General features: G+C 66.8%; 11 protein-coding genes. 5 read left to right on the forward strand and 6 right to left on the reverse strand.

Annotation, left to right across the window (positions count from 1 at the left end; translation table 11 throughout):
- Both VGV60_09955 and VGV60_09960 read right to left on the reverse strand, forming a co-directional pair.
- Nucleotides 1-603 carry a hypothetical protein gene (locus tag VGV60_09955; GenBank protein HEV8701579.1) on the reverse strand — a complete coding sequence of 201 codons (603 nt, stop codon included), beginning with the start codon at nucleotides 601-603 and terminating at the stop codon, nucleotides 1-3.
- 62 nt (nucleotides 604-665) lie between these two features.
- Nucleotides 666-1,265 carry a sugar transferase gene (locus VGV60_09960; GenBank protein ID HEV8701580.1) on the reverse strand — a complete coding sequence of 200 codons (600 nt, stop codon included), beginning with the start codon at nucleotides 1,263-1,265 and terminating at the stop codon, nucleotides 666-668.
- A gap of 544 nt (nucleotides 1,266-1,809) precedes the next feature.
- On the opposite strand from VGV60_09960, the gene VGV60_09965 reads away from it, so the two are divergent.
- From VGV60_09965 to VGV60_09975, 3 genes are read left to right on the forward strand one after another with little or no spacing between them, the layout of a single operon-like run.
- Nucleotides 1,810-2,718: a hypothetical protein gene (locus VGV60_09965; protein ID HEV8701581.1), complete on the forward strand. Its 909-nt coding sequence runs from the start codon at nucleotides 1,810-1,812 to the stop codon at nucleotides 2,716-2,718.
- A 19-nt stretch (nucleotides 2,719-2,737) separates the two neighbouring features.
- Complete coding sequence (locus tag VGV60_09970) at nucleotides 2,738-3,847, forward strand: glycosyltransferase family 4 protein (GenBank protein HEV8701582.1); 1,110 nt, start codon at nucleotides 2,738-2,740, stop codon at nucleotides 3,845-3,847.
- On the forward strand, nucleotides 3,835-5,013 hold the full coding sequence (locus VGV60_09975; protein HEV8701583.1) for a glycosyltransferase family 4 protein: 1,179 nt from the start codon (nucleotides 3,835-3,837) through the stop codon (nucleotides 5,011-5,013). The genes VGV60_09970 and VGV60_09975 overlap by 13 nt, the downstream gene beginning before the upstream one ends.
- A 380-nt stretch (nucleotides 5,014-5,393) precedes the next feature.
- On the opposite strand, the gene VGV60_09980 is transcribed toward VGV60_09975, so the two are convergent.
- Both VGV60_09980 and VGV60_09985 read right to left on the reverse strand, forming a co-directional pair.
- The gene (locus VGV60_09980; protein HEV8701584.1) at nucleotides 5,394-8,954 is read right to left on the reverse strand and encodes an amino acid adenylation domain-containing protein; all 3,561 of its coding nucleotides are present in this window, start codon (nucleotides 8,952-8,954) and stop codon (nucleotides 5,394-5,396) included.
- Complete coding sequence (locus VGV60_09985) at nucleotides 8,942-10,093, reverse strand: acyl-CoA dehydrogenase family protein (GenBank protein HEV8701585.1); 1,152 nt, start codon at nucleotides 10,091-10,093, stop codon at nucleotides 8,942-8,944. Before VGV60_09985 ends, VGV60_09980 begins: the two co-directional genes overlap by 13 nt.
- A gap of 648 nt (nucleotides 10,094-10,741) precedes the next feature.
- Between VGV60_09985 and VGV60_09990 the strand changes: the two genes are divergently transcribed.
- Nucleotides 10,742-12,283, forward strand: a complete 1,542-nt coding sequence (locus VGV60_09990; protein HEV8701586.1) for an FAD-dependent oxidoreductase — start codon at nucleotides 10,742-10,744, stop codon at nucleotides 12,281-12,283.
- Between the two features lie 64 nt (nucleotides 12,284-12,347).
- Here VGV60_09990 and VGV60_09995 read toward each other — a convergent pair whose 3' ends face one another.
- Nucleotides 12,348-14,078, reverse strand: coding sequence for a DUF885 domain-containing protein (locus VGV60_09995; GenBank protein ID HEV8701587.1), 1,731 nt, complete (start codon nucleotides 14,076-14,078; stop codon nucleotides 12,348-12,350).
- A gap of 87 nt (nucleotides 14,079-14,165) precedes the next feature.
- Here VGV60_09995 and VGV60_10000 point away from each other — a divergent pair, with 87 nt between their 5' ends.
- On the forward strand, nucleotides 14,166-15,146 hold the full coding sequence (locus VGV60_10000; protein ID HEV8701588.1) for a SpoIIE family protein phosphatase: 981 nt from the start codon (nucleotides 14,166-14,168) through the stop codon (nucleotides 15,144-15,146).
- A 61-nt stretch (nucleotides 15,147-15,207) separates the two neighbouring features.
- Here VGV60_10000 and VGV60_10005 read toward each other — a convergent pair whose 3' ends face one another.
- Nucleotides 15,208-16,827 (reverse strand): NAD(P)/FAD-dependent oxidoreductase, encoded by a 1,620-nt coding sequence (locus VGV60_10005; protein HEV8701589.1) that lies wholly within the window; start codon nucleotides 16,825-16,827, stop codon nucleotides 15,208-15,210.
- Nucleotides 16,828-16,918 lie beyond the last annotated feature (91 nt).

Here is a 16,918-nt window from a genome sequence, read left to right on the forward strand (position 1 = left end):
TCACTCTCTCCGAAGCGTGCCGATCTTTTCGACGAGGAGCGCTGAAAGGATACCCAGGAAACAGCTGAGGACTCCTGAAGCAACGTAGTTCCTCAGCGGATTCGGATAGACCGCACTCTCGGCCGGCGTGGCTTCCTCCACAACCTCGAGCTCGAAAATACGGTAAAGCCTCTCCGCTTCGGCGCGGGTGAGACGGGCAACATTGTTGGCGACAGTCGCCGCCTGAAGCGGGTCCGGCCCCCGGACCTGCACCTGGATCATGTTCCGGTTGGGGACCACCTGACCCTCGATGGCAAAGTCGCGGAGTTCCTCTGCACTGATCCCCAGCGCGCGGGCAGCCGATTGTCGGATCTCCTGGGTTGAGGCGAGCCGCGCGAAGGTTGCCGGGACGCTGCGACGCTCCAGGGTCTCCAGGCTTCGGTTGATGTCGGCGGAGGAAGACAGTCCGCTGCGTGGTTTCAGAACCATCAGATTACTGGATTCATAGATTCGTCTTTGTCGCATCGTGAGAATTACCGTAGAGCCAAGAGCCAGGGCGATGACGAGGATCGGAATCCACCATCTCTTGACCAGTGCACGAATAATTCTGTCGGTATCGTTCATCGGTCCCACCCCCCATCCATCGGACCCGAGAATCCTGACGTTGCGGAATCCCCGACGGCCGTCTAGTACGCTCCTCTGGCTCGGAGCACCACCGGCACGGTTCTCAGAAGGATCTGCAGGTCGAACCAGAAGCTCCATTCGTGGACATAAGCGAGGTCATAGTTCAGCCGATCTCGATCGCTGCAGTCATTGCGTCCACTGACTTGCCACAAGCCGGTCATGCCTGGGCGCACGGTGAAGCGACGCCCGTACCGAGCAAACGGAAAGTGCTTGACCTCGCTGATCAGGAGAGGGCGCGGCCCCACGAGGCTCATGTCTCCTCGCAGCACGTTATAGAGCTGCGGCAGCTCATCGACACTGTACTTTCGGAGCCATCGTCCGAGTCCCGTGACCCTCGGGTCGTCTTCAACCTTGAAAAAGGTCCGCGCCGGCCGCCCAGCCGCCAGCATCGTTTCGAGCTTCTCCGCCCCTACCCGCATCGTGCGCAATTTGTACATGGAGAAGATCCGACGCGCGTAGCCGAGCCTTCTCTGGACGAAGATGACCGGTCCCGGGCTGGTGAGCCAGATGCCCAGCGCGGCCACAAGCAGGAGAGGCGAGAGCAGCGCGAAGAGAAGGACCGATACCACGACATCGACCTGTCTCTTTGCGACAGACTTCATGGGGTCCGCTTTGCTCTCGGCGTGAGATCGGTAGAGTATCCATCTGCTTTTGTGAAGTTGAGCCGATACCAAGGCACCGGTGTGGGACATCGGAGTCTCCTCCCTGCTCCGTCAGTTCCTCATCACCGACACCTCGCCGCGTGATGCGGAATCGAGCACACCCTTTGCAGGAACTGCGGACTGATTTTGCAAATGCCGGGCCACGGTCGGCTCGGAATTCGATCCTGAGACCTGGCTTGGCGCAGCTCAATGTCGGAAGGGACTTTCGCCTGCCCGACCGCTCACCCCTACCACCGTGGGGTTCAGTTGGAACCGATCCGAGTCGTTCGGAATACGGGAACGGAATTCAAGTCCGTAATCCGGATGACATCCATGTCTTCTGAACAGACGGCTCCCCCTGGCCTTGTGCTCTTCGGGATACTGTCCGCAAGGGTTCCCGGGTCAAGGGAATCGTGAATGTCGCTTCGCGCGCAGGGCACATCGTTTGCACGACTTCAATCCAGAGGAGTTTGTCCTGGGGCCCGGGGAGGTGCGCGGAGGGGGCATGCGAGTCCGTCTGAGCTGGTTCGCGATCCTGGTGTTGATGGGGACGCTACCGTCGCTGGCGGCCGAGAGTGGAGGGCGCCCGAAAAGGTGGTCGTTCGAGCTTGGAACGATGATCGGTTATCACAGCAACGTGTTCGCCATGCCCAACACCAACGGACAGCCGACGGTCGCCGCGTCGATCTCGACTCTTTATCTGAACGGCGATCTGGGGACCCGCCACACGGGCATGTACTTCGGTGCTCGCGGGAGCCTCTACACGGGGGAGGCCGACATTTCTGGCGAGCGGTGGGGCCTGCTCGGGTTGATGTTGAAGAGTCCTGCGACGCGCATCGCTGCCGAGTATGAGCGTTCCCCGACAAAAGTCTATGTTGAAGAGGCGGGTGAAGACTTCTTCGAGCTCGAGAGAGTCCAGCTCAAGGCGCGTCTTGGCGAGTCCACGAAAGTGTGGATGGAGACGCGTTACGGCCGGGAAGAATGGACCTTCGATTCGGCTCAGTTGGGCCAGAACGCGGAGGTTCGAGTCGCGTCGGCCACGCTTCGGTTTCCCATTGCACGGCAACTGGGGCTTCGCGCTTCCTACGATCGGGAGTGGAAGGTTGCGGATGATCCGCAGTACAGCCGCGATGGCGAGGGTCGGTCGATTGCGATCGAAGCAGAGCCATCGAAGCGTATCAGGCTGTTCGGTCGGTATATGGTTCGAACACGCAGTTATCAGGATGCCCCGGTGGGCAGCGACAATTTCGCTCGAGAGGACACGATCGAGGACGCGACGCTCACCCTCCGTGTGGAAGTGGGAAAGAACTGGGGCATTCGCATCGAGGATTCCTATAAACGCGCGACGTCAAACCTGCCGGACCGGAATTACCACACGATTCTTGCAAAGGCAGGAATCTTCCTCACCTTCTAAGATGCGGCCTCTGATCCTCATGAGCTCGTTGGCCGACGGAGGGGCGGAGCACGTGACCGTCACGCTGGTCGGAGCCCTGCTGGCACGCGGCGTCGGCGCGACCGTATGCACCGTCACGAATCGAGGGGACGGTAGTCCAGCGGAACTGCTGCGGGAGGCAGGCATTCCGCGCGTGGATCTCGGAGCCCGGCGGCTCGCCGACCCGTCGGCTTTCGTTCGGTACTTGAAGCTCTTAAGATCTCGACGGTTCGACCTCGTTCATGCTCACGGCCAGGATGCCTCGATCCTGGCCGCGGCGGCTCGGCCCCTCGTGAATACCCCTCTGATCCTCACCCGTCACGTGCTCGAGGAGCCCCGCGCGAACTGGCGGCAGCGGCTAAGGGCTCGGGCCGCGCTGGCAGCCGCCCGACGCGCCGATGCGCTCATCGCTGTCTCTCGGGAGGCCGCCGACGCATGGGCCAGGCTGGCGGGAATCTCACGAGCATCGGTTCGAGTTCTTTACAACGGGATCGACGTGATGCGCTACCGACGCACAGGACTGTCTTCTCAATGCGCGGCGATCCGTAAGGCTCTGGGGTTCGGCTCGGACGAGAGGCTTCTTCTGATGGCTTCCGTCCTGCGCGAGGGGAAGGGGCATGAAGTGATGTTCCAGGCCTTGCCCTTGATCCGGTCGAGGGTTCCCTGTACGTTTCTGCTGGTCGCCGGCAGCGGCAACCAGGAAACTGCCCTTCGGCGACAGGCGGCCGAACTCGGCGAAGCCGTGCGCTTCCTCGGGTCTCGACAGGATGTGCCTGAACTCCTCGCCGCCTGCGATGTGGCGGTTCTCCCCTCTCACATGGACGCCCTGCCAACGTTCCTCCTGGAGGCCGCAGCGGCCCGACGGCCGGCCGTGGCCAGCCGAGTTGGAGGCATTCCAGAGATCATCGAACATGGTCGTACGGGTCTTCTGGTGCCACAGGGTGCACCGGGCCCTCTGGCAGACGCCATTCTCGAGATCCTGCTCAACCCCTCGCGCTCCCGGGAGATGGGGGCGGCGGCGGGGCGAGCCGTGACGCGGTTTTCGCTGCATGAGTCCGTCGAGAAGACACTTTCCGTCTGGAATGAGGTGGTGCAAGCTTGCCGGCACTGAAAATAACCTGGAGCTTGCCGGTCAGGGGTGAAAGTCTCTCCGGAGGTCGCGGCGATCTCGTGCGCGCGCGCAATCTGGTAGCCGCCCTTCAACGTGCCGGCCACGAAGTACGAGTCGTCCAGGCCGTTGAGGGAATCGGATCGGAGCTCATGGTCGCCGGCTACCGGCGCGTCCTGAACCGTCTTCTGCCCCGGAAGCCGGCCCTGATACTGCGCGACCTTGGCCGCATCGCGCACGGTCACCTGCACGGCCTACGGGTCGTGCGTGCGGCTCATGAACACCACGCCGATCTGGTGATTGAAACCCAGGTCGGGTTCGCCTCATCCAACTGCTTTCTCTCCCCAAGAACCGGCACGCCGCTCATCCTGGACGACTGCTCTCCCAGCAGCGAAGAACGAACTCTCGGATCGGGTCTCCCCGGCCTCGCGGCCGCCACCCTGAGGCGCCAGGCTCAATTCGCCCGGGTCGTCGTCGCGGTGTCATCGGCCGCCCGCGGGGCGCTCGTGGCCGAAGGGATCCCGGAGGACAAGGTGTGGGTGGTGCCCAACGGTGTGGATGTCGATGCATTCAAACGTTCTCGGCACCCCGGCGTGCGCCAGGAGGCCCGCAGCCGCTTTGGATTCCGTGACGACGAGATCATCCTGGGCTTTTCCGGCTCCTTCCAATCGTGGCACCGCGCCGAGCTGCTCGTCGAGGCCGTAGCCAGGCTGCGGCATCACTATCCAGTCCGTGGGATGTTCGTCGGCGACGGCCCCACCTACGCGCGGGCCCTGGCGCTGGCTCTAGAGAGAGGAGTTGACGATCGCGTGATCGCACTCGGTTCGGTCGCCCCGGAAGAGATTCCGATGGTGCTGAGCGCATGGGACGTTGGGCTGCTGCCGGGATCGAACTTCTACGGTCACCCGATGAAACTCGTCGAGTATGCGGCGGCCGGACTCGCGTGCGTCGCCCCCGATCTCCCGGCCATTCGCGAGGAGCTCCGGGCGGATGAAACGGGCCTGCTCTTCCGGGAGGGCGATCTCGAATCTCTGTGCGCCGTTCTCGCGCTGCTGATCACGGACCACTCGCTCAGAAAGCGCCTGGGGCAGGCCGGTCGGGAATCCGCATTCAGGAGTGCTTCGTGGGACCAACGAGCGCGAAGTCTTCTCCGCCCGCTGGGGTTGTAGTGTTGCGAACGAGCTCTCACTGGACCAAGTCCAGCCCCGGCAATCGACCAGCCGGGTAGGCCGATGTCGTCGAGGAAGAACGGGTCAAATGCACAGACTTCGCCTCCAAAGTGCTCGCTGGTTGAGCCCGAGGCGATCTCTGGCGATTGGCTCGGCAGGGGTGGGCGCTCCCAAGCCGTCTCCACAATGGCTCCAAGAAGCACTCCAGAGCACAACGAATTGACAACAAGGCAACGAGTTTCCAGCGAGTTCCGACGAAAGTCGTGCGCCACCAGCCAGTTGGCATTTTGAGGAGGCGTGGGTTCGACTCCCGCCGCCTCCGCCAAGTTCTCTTTCCCTTCCTGCCTCAGGAGAAGACGCGAAGCCGCTCCGTTTTTCGTTCAGCGGGTCAGGCTCATGGACAGAAACCGGTCGCTCGGAAGGGAGTCCGACGCGTCCGATCCTTCCTCGTGCTCTTCGCGACACCGCCTGAGCAACCGGGCGACCTGGGGCGCGTAGTCGCCGAGCATGGTGTCGCCCAGACAGCCGCGCGGGCCGAAGTACTCGGTGGTGCGCTCCGCCGATGAGCGCCAGAGCCGCGCGGCGGAGGGCAGCCATTCCCGGCTCGGCGCGACCAGGGCGATGCGACCTGTAAAGTGACGCGGTGTGTAGCGGCGCACTGCGGCGAGGGTGGCGCGCTCGACCCTGGCACGACGCGCCAGCAGCGGGTCGAGCGCAGCGACCGATGCCGCAGCACGTCGCGCCCGAACCTGATCGAGCCGCTCGGTCGCGTAGCGGAGGCGGTCCCCTGCCGGCCGGGACCACAGCGCGCGGGCGTGCTTGCTGACACGTTCGCACCGCTGGCGGAGGTAGAAGGGTACCTGGCTCGAGTAGCGGTACCACGTGGGATAAGGGCTTGCCAAAAGCGCGATGAATTGGATGGTTCGACCCGCCTGCAGGAGCCGTCGTCCCAGCTCGAAGGCGACCGTGCCGCCGGCGCAGAAGCCGGCGATGATGAGCGGGCCGTGCGGCCGGAATGCGCCGATCTGGTCCGCAAAGTAGGTCGCGAGAGCCTCAATCCGGATCAGCGGCGCGCTCCGGCCATCGAGGCCCGGAGGCTCGAGCCCGAAGAACGGCTGGTCGTGCCCGAGGTTGAGAGCCAGCACCCGGTAGCAGAGGATGTCGCCGTTGTGTCCCGGCACGGCGAACACCGGCGTGCGCGTCCCGCGCGGCTGGAGCGGCACGACCGCGCGCGGCGGCCGACCGGGCGCCTCCGCCGGGCGCACGAACGGGAGGACCTCGCTCTTGCGTTCCGTCAGGATCCTCGACAGGTCGTTGATCGTCGGGTTCTCGAACAGCGTGCGGGTCTGCAGCTCCAGTCCGAACACGTCGCGAATGCGTGACACGGCCTTGATGGCCAGCAAGGAATGCCCGCCGAGGTCGAAGAAGTCGTCTGTGGGGGCGATGTTCTCCACCTGGAGCAATTCCCTCCAGATGGCGACGAGCGTCTGCTCGGTCTCGGTGAGGGGCCGGGCCATGCCGTGGAAGGCCCGGGCGTTTTCGCGGGAGGGAATCGGAAGGGCTTGTCGATCGACCTTGCCGTTCGCCGTCAGGGGGAGCTTGTCCATCAGGACGAACGACGCAGGGATCATAGGTTGCGGCAATCGCTCCTTGATGTGCTTGCGCAGCGTCGCGGGCGTCAGGACCTGGCCGTCGGGCGGCGGCAGGGCGCGGACGTGCGCGCCGGGAGGCGGTTCCCGTATGAGCCGCGCACCCCCGGGTGACGGCCGAATCGCGTACACGTAGCACAGGGCCGTGTCTCGGAGCAGCGGGTCCTGCTCGACGAGAGCCTCGAACCCGCGCTGCTCCAGCAGTGCCCTGATCGGCCCCAGGTTCTCGCGATCATCCACTTCGATCACCATCTGGCGGATCCTGGGCCAGTCACGGGGCTCGAGTCCTCTCAAGACATCGAGCTCGCTCTTTTCAACGTTGATCTTCAGGAGGTCGATGCCTTCGAGGCCCTGTTCGGCGATGACGCTGGACAGGGTGCGCAGCACCGCCGGGACGCTTCGGGCGCGGAGCCGCTCGTCGATCAGGTCATCGAGTTCAGAGGCCAGCCACTCGCGGATCGCCGGGACGGACTGCTGGTTGAGCACGTACTGCTTGACGACCGCGCGCTCCTTCGCCGCATCGGCGTAAAACCCCGACAGGAGCGACATTCCCTCGAAGAACGTCAGATCGGCGGTCTTGTTCTCGCTCGACACGCCCACAGGGAGACACGTGACGGCGGTCCCCCACGCCTCGGCATTGACTTCGAGACACGCGAATGCCGATGGGTTGGGCTCGAGGGAGATGATCCGGAGGTTTCTGGCCAGGCGGCTGGCAAAGATCGTGAACAGGCCGATGTTGGCGCCCGCATCCACGACGCAGTCCCCGTCGCGCAGCGCGATGCCGTGCCGGAGATAGGCCTGGCGATCGAAGATTTCGCCGTAGAGGTAATCCGTCTCGTTCCTGTTGAGGTGGGCCACCGGCGAGCCATCCGGCAGGACGTGCACCGCTTGACAGCCCCACAGCGCCTGCCTCGCCCGCCGCGGCACGACATACGCGGCCAATTGGCTGCCGCCGGACCCATCCTCCTGCAACCGCACGACGGCCGCCGCCACACCGGGGTGCTCCCGCATCGCCGCCTCGATCTCGCCGAGCTCGATCCGGTAGCCGTGCACCTTGACCTGATCGTCGATCCGCCCGCAAAACTCGAAGGTGCCGTCCCGCAGGGTTCGCGCCAGGTCGCCCGTGCGATAGAGCCGTGCGCCGGGGTTCGGGCTGAATGGGTCCGGGATGAATTTCTCGCAGGTCAGATCGGGGCGGTTCAGGTAGCCGCGCGCCACACCGCGTCCGCCGATGTACAGCTCACCCTTCTCGCCGACGGCGACGGGCTTCCCGCCCTCATCGAGGATGCATGCGCTGCTGTTCGGCAGGGGCGTCCCCAACGGGAGCGTGCCCGAGAGGGTCCGCGGGAGCAACGCCCCCACTCGATAGGTCATCGCTCCGACCGTGGTCTCCGTGGGGCCGTAGTGGTTGTGGATCTCGCATTCAGGGGAAAGGGCGCGCAGCCGCTCGATCCAGTCCAGGCGGGAGGCCTCGCCGCCGAGGATCAGCCGGCGGCGGGGCATGACATCCCGCGGGTCCCGGCCGGTTTGGAGTGCCGCGAGATGCGACGGCACGATCTTGAGAACGTCGATCCGCTCGCGCCGGAAGTACTCTGCCAGCATCGCCGGGTTCTCGGCCCGGTCCTGCGAGATGACGTGGAGGCAGCCACCGGTGGCAAGCGCCGGGAAGATCACCGTATTGCCGAGGTCGGCTGCGATGCTCGACACCGTCGCGTGGTTCATCCCGGGCTCACATCGCAGCCGATCCGCAACTCCCTGCACGTAACTCACGATGTTGCGATGCTCGATGCATGCGCCCTTTGGGCGGCCTGTGGAGCCGCTCGTGTACATCACGTAGGCGAGATTTTCGGGCCGGCACGGCGCCTCGGGCTGTATCGGCGGCGCCGCGGCGCTCCAGTCGAAGGAATCCAGGCAGAGCGCCGGCGGCGCGCCGATCGGGAGGTTTGCGACGAGGTCTTGCTGCGTCAGCGTGCACGCGACGCTCGCGTCCCCGAGCATGAACGCGATCCGCTCCCTGGGATACCCCGCATCCAGGGGCACGTAGGCTGCACCGGCCTTCAAGATGCCCAGAATGCCCACCACCATCTCCAGCGAGCGCTTGAGGTAGAGCGCGACGAGCACCTCGGGCCCGACCCCCAGCCCCCTCAGGTGGCGCGCGACGCGGTCGGCGCGATCGTCGAGCTCCCGATAGCTCATCCCCTGCCCTTCGAACATCACGGCCGCCTGGCCGGGAGTCCTCCTGACCTGCGCTTCGATCAGGTGATGCAGGCAGGGCCCTTTCAGAGCGAGCACGCGATCATCTCCTTCATGACTTCATTGGCCCCGGCGAAGATGCGCAGCACGCGAGCGTCGGCCCACATGCGGGCTATGGGATATTCGGTCATATAGCCGTAGCCGCCGTGCAGCTGCACGCATTCGTCGACGATCCGGAACTGGCGGTCGGTGAGCCAGTATTTCGCCATGGCCGTCGTGATGTCGTCGAGCCCGCCGGAGATGAACCGCTCGATGCAGTGGTCGAGGAAAACGCGACCGATGTGCGCCTCCGTTTTGCATTCGGCGAGCTTGAAGCGCGTGTTCTGAAGCTCGATCAGCGGCTTGCCGAATGCCATGCGCTCTTTCACGTGCCGAGTCGTGAGTGTGACCGCCTGTTCCGCGGTGGCGACTGCGCTCACGGCGACGGTGAGCCGCTCATACGACAACCGCTCCAGCATCTGGGAGAGCCCGCGTCCTTCCGAGGAGCCGAGCAGGTTCGCGCACGGGACGCGCACGTCGTCGAAGAAGAGCTCGCACGTGTCCTGCCCATGCATGCCGACCTTTTCAAGCGGTCGCCCCGCTCGGTATCCGGAAAGATCCTTCGTTTCGACGAGGATGAGCGAGATGCCCTTCATGGCAGGCGCTCGCGTGTCGGTCTTCGCGGCGAGGCAGACGAGGCCGGCGAGCCGGCCGTTGGTGATGAACGTTTTCGACCCGTTGATGACATAGTGATCGCCGTCGCGACGCGCGGTGGTCTGGATGCCCTGGAGGTCCGAGCCCGCGGCGGGTTCGGTCATCGCGATCGCGCCGACCAGCTCGCCGCGCGCCATCGAGGGGAGCCAGCGGCGCCGCTGCTTCTCGCTTCCGTACGCGAGGATGTAGTGCGCCACGAGGCTCTGGACGCCGGCGCCGAACTGGACGACCGCGCGAGCGAGCTCTTCCGACACGACGGCCTGATGGGCGAAGGTTCCTCCTCCTCCGCCGTATTCCTCCGGGATGTCGGGCAGCAGGATGCCGGTCGCGCCGGCCGACGTCCAGTCTCCGGGATCGGGGCCCCGTTGCCCGCGCCAACAGTCCTGGCGAGGCAGGAATTCCGTCTCGATGAAGCGCTGCGCCGTCTGCCGGAACATCAGGATGTCGTCGGTCATCCAAGGGGACCGGTAGGTGCCGGAGGTCATGAGCGTTCACCTGTGAAGAGCCGCGCAGCGATATCGTCGGCCTCGAGTGGCGAATGCATCAGCAACCACTATCCGAATGCCGCTGGTCCATCACCGAGCGACGTGGAACGGGCCTCATTCATGCTCGCCTCCGGCCGTCGGGCAACAGGACCACCAAGTGTGCTCGCGTGAGGGGAGGATTGCCATCGCGAGAAAACCGGATTGACGTGGAGGAAGAGACCCGATCCTCAGGCAGGGCCGTTGGCTGGACCCTCACACGGAGCGAAAACGCCGGCCATTGAGGGATCTTCCGCATCATCGCATCCAGTCTTTCCCCGGGACACTTTCATGTTTCTCCGATTGCCGGAAGGGCCGCGCACGGCAGGCTTCATATGCCAGGGCATCCAGGCGCATGCCAGGGGGTCGGCCCGCTTCCCCGCGGGCTGGCGATCAGATTGACGAGCGCCCAGGATGTGCACGTTCCCGGTGATCCGGTTGCTGCCGTACGGAGGGTTCGAGCCGTCGCCGGAGATCTGCGCCATGAAGCACGGTCCGTTGAAGACGTTGTCGACCTCCGCCGAACCCTGCACAGCCCGCCGAAGTTGATGATAATCTCTGCGTCCCGCCCGATTCGATCACGGTCCATAAGCGCGCGGGGAGGAGGCGTCCTTGGGCCCGGCAGCCGGAGAAAACTCCCGCCCCATCGAGCAGGCCTGCTTCTGGCTGGCCGGCCGGAAACGGGAATCCGATCCTCCCCTGATCGGCCGGCGCGAGGCGGACATCGCCATCATCGGAGCCGGCCTGACCGGGCTGTGGACGGCGATCTTCCTCAAGCGCTTCGACCCGGAGCAGGACATCGTGGTCGTGGAGCAGGGGGACGCGGCGTTCGGCGCCAGCGGCCGGAACGCCGGGATGCTCGGCGAGGGGATCGACCACTCGCACGAGCTGGCCATCGCCCACTTCGGGCGGCGGGAGGCGGTCCGGATGGCCGGCCTAGGGGTCGAGAACATCCGCTCGATGCTGACGTTCCTCGAAGAGCGCGGCATCGACTGCGACCTCGAGCGCACGGGACAGCTGCACGTCGCCCTGCTGCCGTCGCAGGTCGAGGAGCTGCGCGAGTCGGCCGAGGTGGCGCGGCAGCTCGGCCTGACGCACTTCCGCTTCCTCGACGCCGCGGAGACCCGCGCCGAGCTGAACTGCGCCCGCTTCCAGGGGGCCCTGCTCAATCCGAATTCCTGCATTCTCGATCCGGTGAAGCTGGTGGAGGGTCTCAAGCGCGAGGCGGTCCGGTCCGGCGTCGTCTTCCACGAGCGGACCCGCGTGACCGCCATCGAGCGGTCGAACGGCGGGATGCGGGTGCGGTCGGTCCATGTTCCCGGCGCCGGGGGACCTCCCGCGGCCCGCATGGAAGCGACCGGGGTCGCGGCCGAGCGCCTGCAGGCCGCGGCCGCGCGATTGAAGGCGGCTGCGGCCCGCGCCCAGGCCTCGTCCGCCCCCCCGCCCGGCGCCGAGGGGGAGCTTCTGGCGCGACGCCTGATCCTGGCGACCAACGCCTACACGCACCACCTGTTCCCACGGCTCCTGAGCCGCTTCATCCCGCTCTACGACTACATCCTGGTGAGCGAGCCCCTGAGCGGGGACCAGATGGCGCGGATCGGCTGGCGCCAGAGGCAGGGGGTGACCGACACACGGTCCTTCTTCAAGTACTACCGCCTCACTGCCGACAACCGGATCCTGTGGGGGACCAGCGAGGCGGCGTACTACTCGGGGAACCGCGTCGACGCGGGCTGCGACCACTCCGAGCGCCATTACTCCGAGCTGCGCGACAGCTTCCGCCGCCACTTCCCGCAGCTCGGCGACCTGCCGTTCCCCTACGCCTGGGGCGGGCCCATCTGCTCGACGACGCGCTTCACGCCGTTCTTCGGCGCCGCCGAGGGGGGGCGCGTCCTCTACGGCCTGGGCTACACCGGCCACGGGCTCGGCAACACGCACCTGGCCGGACAGATCCTCGCCCACATGGCGCTGGAGCGAAAAAGCACCCTGCTCGATCTCGCCCTGGTTCGCAAGCACCCGTTCCCGTACCCGCCCGAGCCGCTGCGCACCCTGGCGGTCAAGGCCGTCACGAAGGCGCTGCGCCGCGTCGACGCGGGGGGCCGTCCGGGCCTCCTCCTGCGCATCCTCGACCTGATGGGGATAGGACTCTCGAGCTGAGAGAGAACGCGTCGGCGCCCGCAGGCGATCCAGCCGGCCAGGTTCTACGCGGCGGGATCGCCGCTCATCTGGCCCCCGCGGGCCCGAGCGCCCGATCGAGCGTCTTGGGATCGTCGAGGAGGAGCCACTCGACGATCGACAGCGGCAGGCTCCCGTTCTTGAGCAGGTCGTCGTGGAAGTCGCCCAGCCGGAAGTCCTTGCCGCGGCGATCGCGATACAGGCCGAGCAGGCGCATGATCTGCCACTTGCCGACCATGTAGGTGATCTTCTGCGTCGGATCCGAGGCGGCGCCCGCCGCTTCTCCTTCGGCCGCCTCACGGTCCAGCCCGCCGGCCTCCATGAAGTACTTGACCGCTTCCTCGAACGTCCAGCGGCCGGTGTGCAGGTTGACGTCGACGCCGATCCGGGCGGCGCGATAGCGCGACAACCTCAAGATTTGTCCCTGGCCGGCGGAGCCGTCCGGGTAGAGCCCGGCCCGCATCAGCATCTCCTCCGTGTACAGCGCCCAGCCCTCGACGAAGACCCCGTCCCCCTGCTGGCGCCTGATCTCGTCCTGCAGGTGGTTGGCGATCGAGATCTGCAGGAAATGGCCCGGGATTCCCTCGTGTCCCAGGATGGGGCGCGGGTCCTCGATGGCGGCGCGGATGTAGAAATTGGCGCTCTTCGGGCTGTACGTCGGGATGAAGTAGAAGCCGCTCGGGTCGGAGTCGTACAGCCCGGGGGGGTTCATGAAGCCGCCCGGGCTCGTCGGCTTGAACGCCTCCGGCAGCTGCCGGATGGAGAAGCGCCCGAGATAGGGGGGGAGCGTCAGGAGGCGGTTCTCTCCGAGAAAGCGGATCATCTCGTCCTGGCGGCTCTCGTACGCCTTCAGGAATTCCTCCTGGTCCTTCGGGATGACGCGGCTGCGGGAGGGATCCGGGTTGGCCATCGCCGGATCCTTGAGCAGAGCCTCGAGGGCCCGGTAGCGGGCCAGCTCCGCCTGGCCGAGCATCTCGACCTGGCCCGCGTCGATCGGCAGCAGGTAGGCGGTCTTCAGAAGCGTGTTGTAGTTCTCCATCCCCATCGGCTTGAAGGGCTGCATCTGAGGCAGGCGAGTCTCGAGCCAGTCGGCGAAGCCGTGCAGGGCCTGAATGGCGGCGTCCCTGGCCTTCACCAGCGAGTCTCTCTCGGCCGCGCTCAGGTCCGGGGCGAGGGTCATCAGGCTGTCCTTGAACAGCGGGTCGATGGCGCGCGCCGCTTCGATGGCGAGACGGGAGTAGAGAGCCACCGGGCGGGTCAGGTTCGCCTTCCCCTGCTCCAGGAGCGCGGGCATCGCCTGCAGCCGCGCCGTGGCCGCCAGCGCCCGGGCGCGCGGCGGGGCGTACTCCTTCTTGAGCAGCGAGAAGATGGCGTTGCTGCACTCGCCGACGTAGACCTGCGGGTTGGCCGCCTCGGGATCCAGGACGCGATCGATGAACTCCACCGTCCCGACCTGGGCCCTGAACAGGAGCCAGTCGATCCGATCGTTCCTGCTCCATGAATCGGACGGCATCGCCCGGACCTGCGCGAGCACGTCGGCGACGCGCTTTCTCCTGGACGCCACGGCCCGGGCGGAGTAATCGGCCAGCCGGTCGTCCCAGGTGTGCAGCCCCTGCGAGCTGCTCGACACCGGATAGCTCTGATCGCGCCAGCCGTAGTACTCGGCCGCCAGTTTCCGCAGCGCCTCGGGAGTCGCCGCCGGCGCGGCCCGCGCGACCCGCACAGCGCCCAGGACGAACACCGCCGCACCGAGAAGCACCATCCCCCGCATCATCATGTCTCCTCCGGTCCTCATCCAGCGCCCCTTGCCGCGGGGCGGGGGGGCATTATATGTTGGTCGCTCGCGCAGCATGGGGGGTGGACGATGGCCAGCCCGGTCGAGGCCCTGATACGGGATCAGCTCGCGGAGCGGCGGGACAGGCTGCAGGGCATCGCCGGGCAATCTCCCGACGCGGACCGGCTTCGGACCCTGCTGCGCGAGGTCGACGCCGCCCTCGAGCGCCTGGACAGAGGGACCTACGGGATCTGCGAGACCTGCCACGACCCTATCGAGGCCGACCGCCTGATGGCGGACCCGCTCCTCGAGTACTGCCTCGACCATCTCTCGCCCACGGAACAGCGCGCGCTCGAGCAGGATCTCGATCTGGCGGCCCGGGTCATGCGCGGCCTGCTCCCGCCTCCGAGCCTGAGCCTTCCGGGGTACGAGATCGCCCGCCACTACGAGGGGCCGGGTCCCGTCGGCGGCGACTACTGCGACGCGCTGGGCGCCCCGGACGGGAGCCTGCACTTCGCCATCGGCGACGTCTCGGGGAAAGGGGTCGCGGCGTCGATGCTGATGGCGCACCTGCACGCCACGCTTCGGGCGCTCGTGCCGCTGGGGCTGCCGCTCGAGGAGCTGGTCGCCCGGGCCAGCAGGCTGTTCTGCGAGAGCGCCCTGCCGAGCCACTTCGCCACGCTGGTCTGCGGCCGCGCGTCACGATCGGGCGAGGTGGAGCTCTGCAACGCCGGGCACGTGCCTCCGCTGGTGGCGCGACAGGGGGCCGTCGAGGCGATCGCCTCGACCGGGCTGCCGATCGGCATGTTCTGCGACGCGCGCTTCGCGGTGGCCCGGCTGCGCCTGGCGCCGGGCGACGCCATCCTGCTCTACACCGACGGGGTCTCGGAGACGCGGGGAGCGGCGGACGAGGAGTACGGGATCGAGCGTCTCAAGGCGCTTCTGGCGCAGGGCCCTGCGCGGAAGCCCGCAGAGACCGTCTCGGTCTGCCTGCGGGACCTGAAGGCCTTCCGCGCCGGTGCCGCGAAGTCGGACGATCTCACCCTGATGGCGATCCAGCGGGTCGAGTAGGAGCCGGTCGGGGCCATGGGCCGCGGCCCGGCCGGATGCTCGGCCCCTCGCCCGGGCCGCTCTACCGGCGCGCCACGGCCCCGTCCCGGCGCGCCTGGCGGAACGCCTGCCAGCCGGGGATGCCGTTCACGCCGCCGCCCGCGTGCGTGGCGCACGAGCCGTGGTACAGCCCCTTGATCGGCGTGCGGTAGTCGGCGTACCCGGGGGCCGGCCGCATGTGGAAGAGCTGATCGGCCGAGAGCTCGCCGTGGAAGATGTTGCCTCCGATCAGGCCCAGCTCCTGCTCCATGTCGTAGGGGCCGATCACCTGCCGGTCGATGACGGCCCGCCTGAAGTTCGGGGCCAGCTCGGTGTACTGGTCGATGATGCGGTCGGCGTAGGCCTCCAGCTCCTGGCGGTGGGGCGCCATGTTCCAGTCGTCCGGCACCCACTGCGTGAACATCGAGAAGACGTGGATCCCCTTCGGCGCCAGGGTCGGATCGAGCGTCGTCGGGATGGTGCCGTCCACGAACGGCGCGGTCGATGCCTTGCGCTCCATGTGCGCGTCCTGGAAGGCGCGCTCGGCGTAGCGCGAGGAGAAGCAGAGCTCGATCGCGCCGGTGTGGTGCTCCTGGAGGTTCGTTCCGGGGTCGGCCTTGAAGTCGGGAAGCTCGGAGAGGGCCACGTTGATCTTGACCACGCCGGATCGCGTCTTCCAGCACTCGATGTCGCGGACGAAGTCGGCGGGCAGCTCCCGGCGGTCGAGGAGCTTCAGGAAGGCGATCTTCGGATGGATGGCGCTGACGACGACCGGGGCATGCAGCTCGTCGCCGTTCTCGAGCGCCACGCCGGCCACGCGCCCCCCGTTCACGAGGATCCGCGCCGCGCGCGCGTTCGTCCGGACTTCGCATCCGAAGCTCGCCGCCGATTTGCGGATCGAATCCGACACGGCCCCCATGCCTCCCTCCTGGAAGCCCCAGGAGCCGAGATGCCCGTCCCCCACGTCGCCGATCGAGTGGTGCAGCATCACGTAGGCGGTGCCCGGCTCGTCCGGCCCGGCCCAGGTGCCGATGATGCCGTTCACCGTCAGCATCCCCTTGACCGCGTCCGACTCGAACCAGTCGTTCACCAGGTCGGTGACGCTCATGGTGAACAGGCGCGTGACGTCGGCCACGCCGCGGACCCCGAGCTTGCGGACCTTCCAGCCGGTCTGCGCCTGCTCCAGGAGGTCGCCCGGCGACAGAGAGCCGAGCCGCGGAGGGACCTGCAGGAGCAGCGGCCCGAGAACGTCCGCCACCCCCTTCAGCCACGCCTCCCACTTCGGCAGCGTCTCGGCGTCCTTCTTCGAGAACTGCGCGATCGACGCGTGGCTCCTGGCCGCGTCGCTGACGAACACCTTGACGGCGCGCCCGTCGGGATAGGCCTGGTAATAGGGACCGAACGGCGTGACCTTGTACCCGAAGTCCTTCAGCCGCAGCTCGCGGATGATGGTGGGGGGCATCAGGGACATGACGTACGAGTAGGTCGTGACCTTGATCTCGGGATGATTGGGAAAGGGGGCGCTGGTGTCGGCGGCGCCGCCCGTCTTGGGGCGGGCCTCGAGGACGACGGTCCGGGCGCCCGATCGCGCGAAGTAGGCCCCGCTGACCAGCCCGTTGTGGCCGCCGCCGATGATGATCGCGTCGTACCGGTTCTCCGCCATGAGGCCGCCTCCCTGGGAGCCTGCCCGGAGGCCCGGGCGGGCTCCTGGATGAGATGTCGTCCGGGAGCGGCGATTATATCGATCCCCCGGC

Source organism: Candidatus Polarisedimenticolia bacterium, assembly GCA_036001465.1.
Taxonomy (GTDB): domain Bacteria; phylum Acidobacteriota; class Polarisedimenticolia; order Gp22-AA2; family Gp22-AA2; genus Gp22-AA3.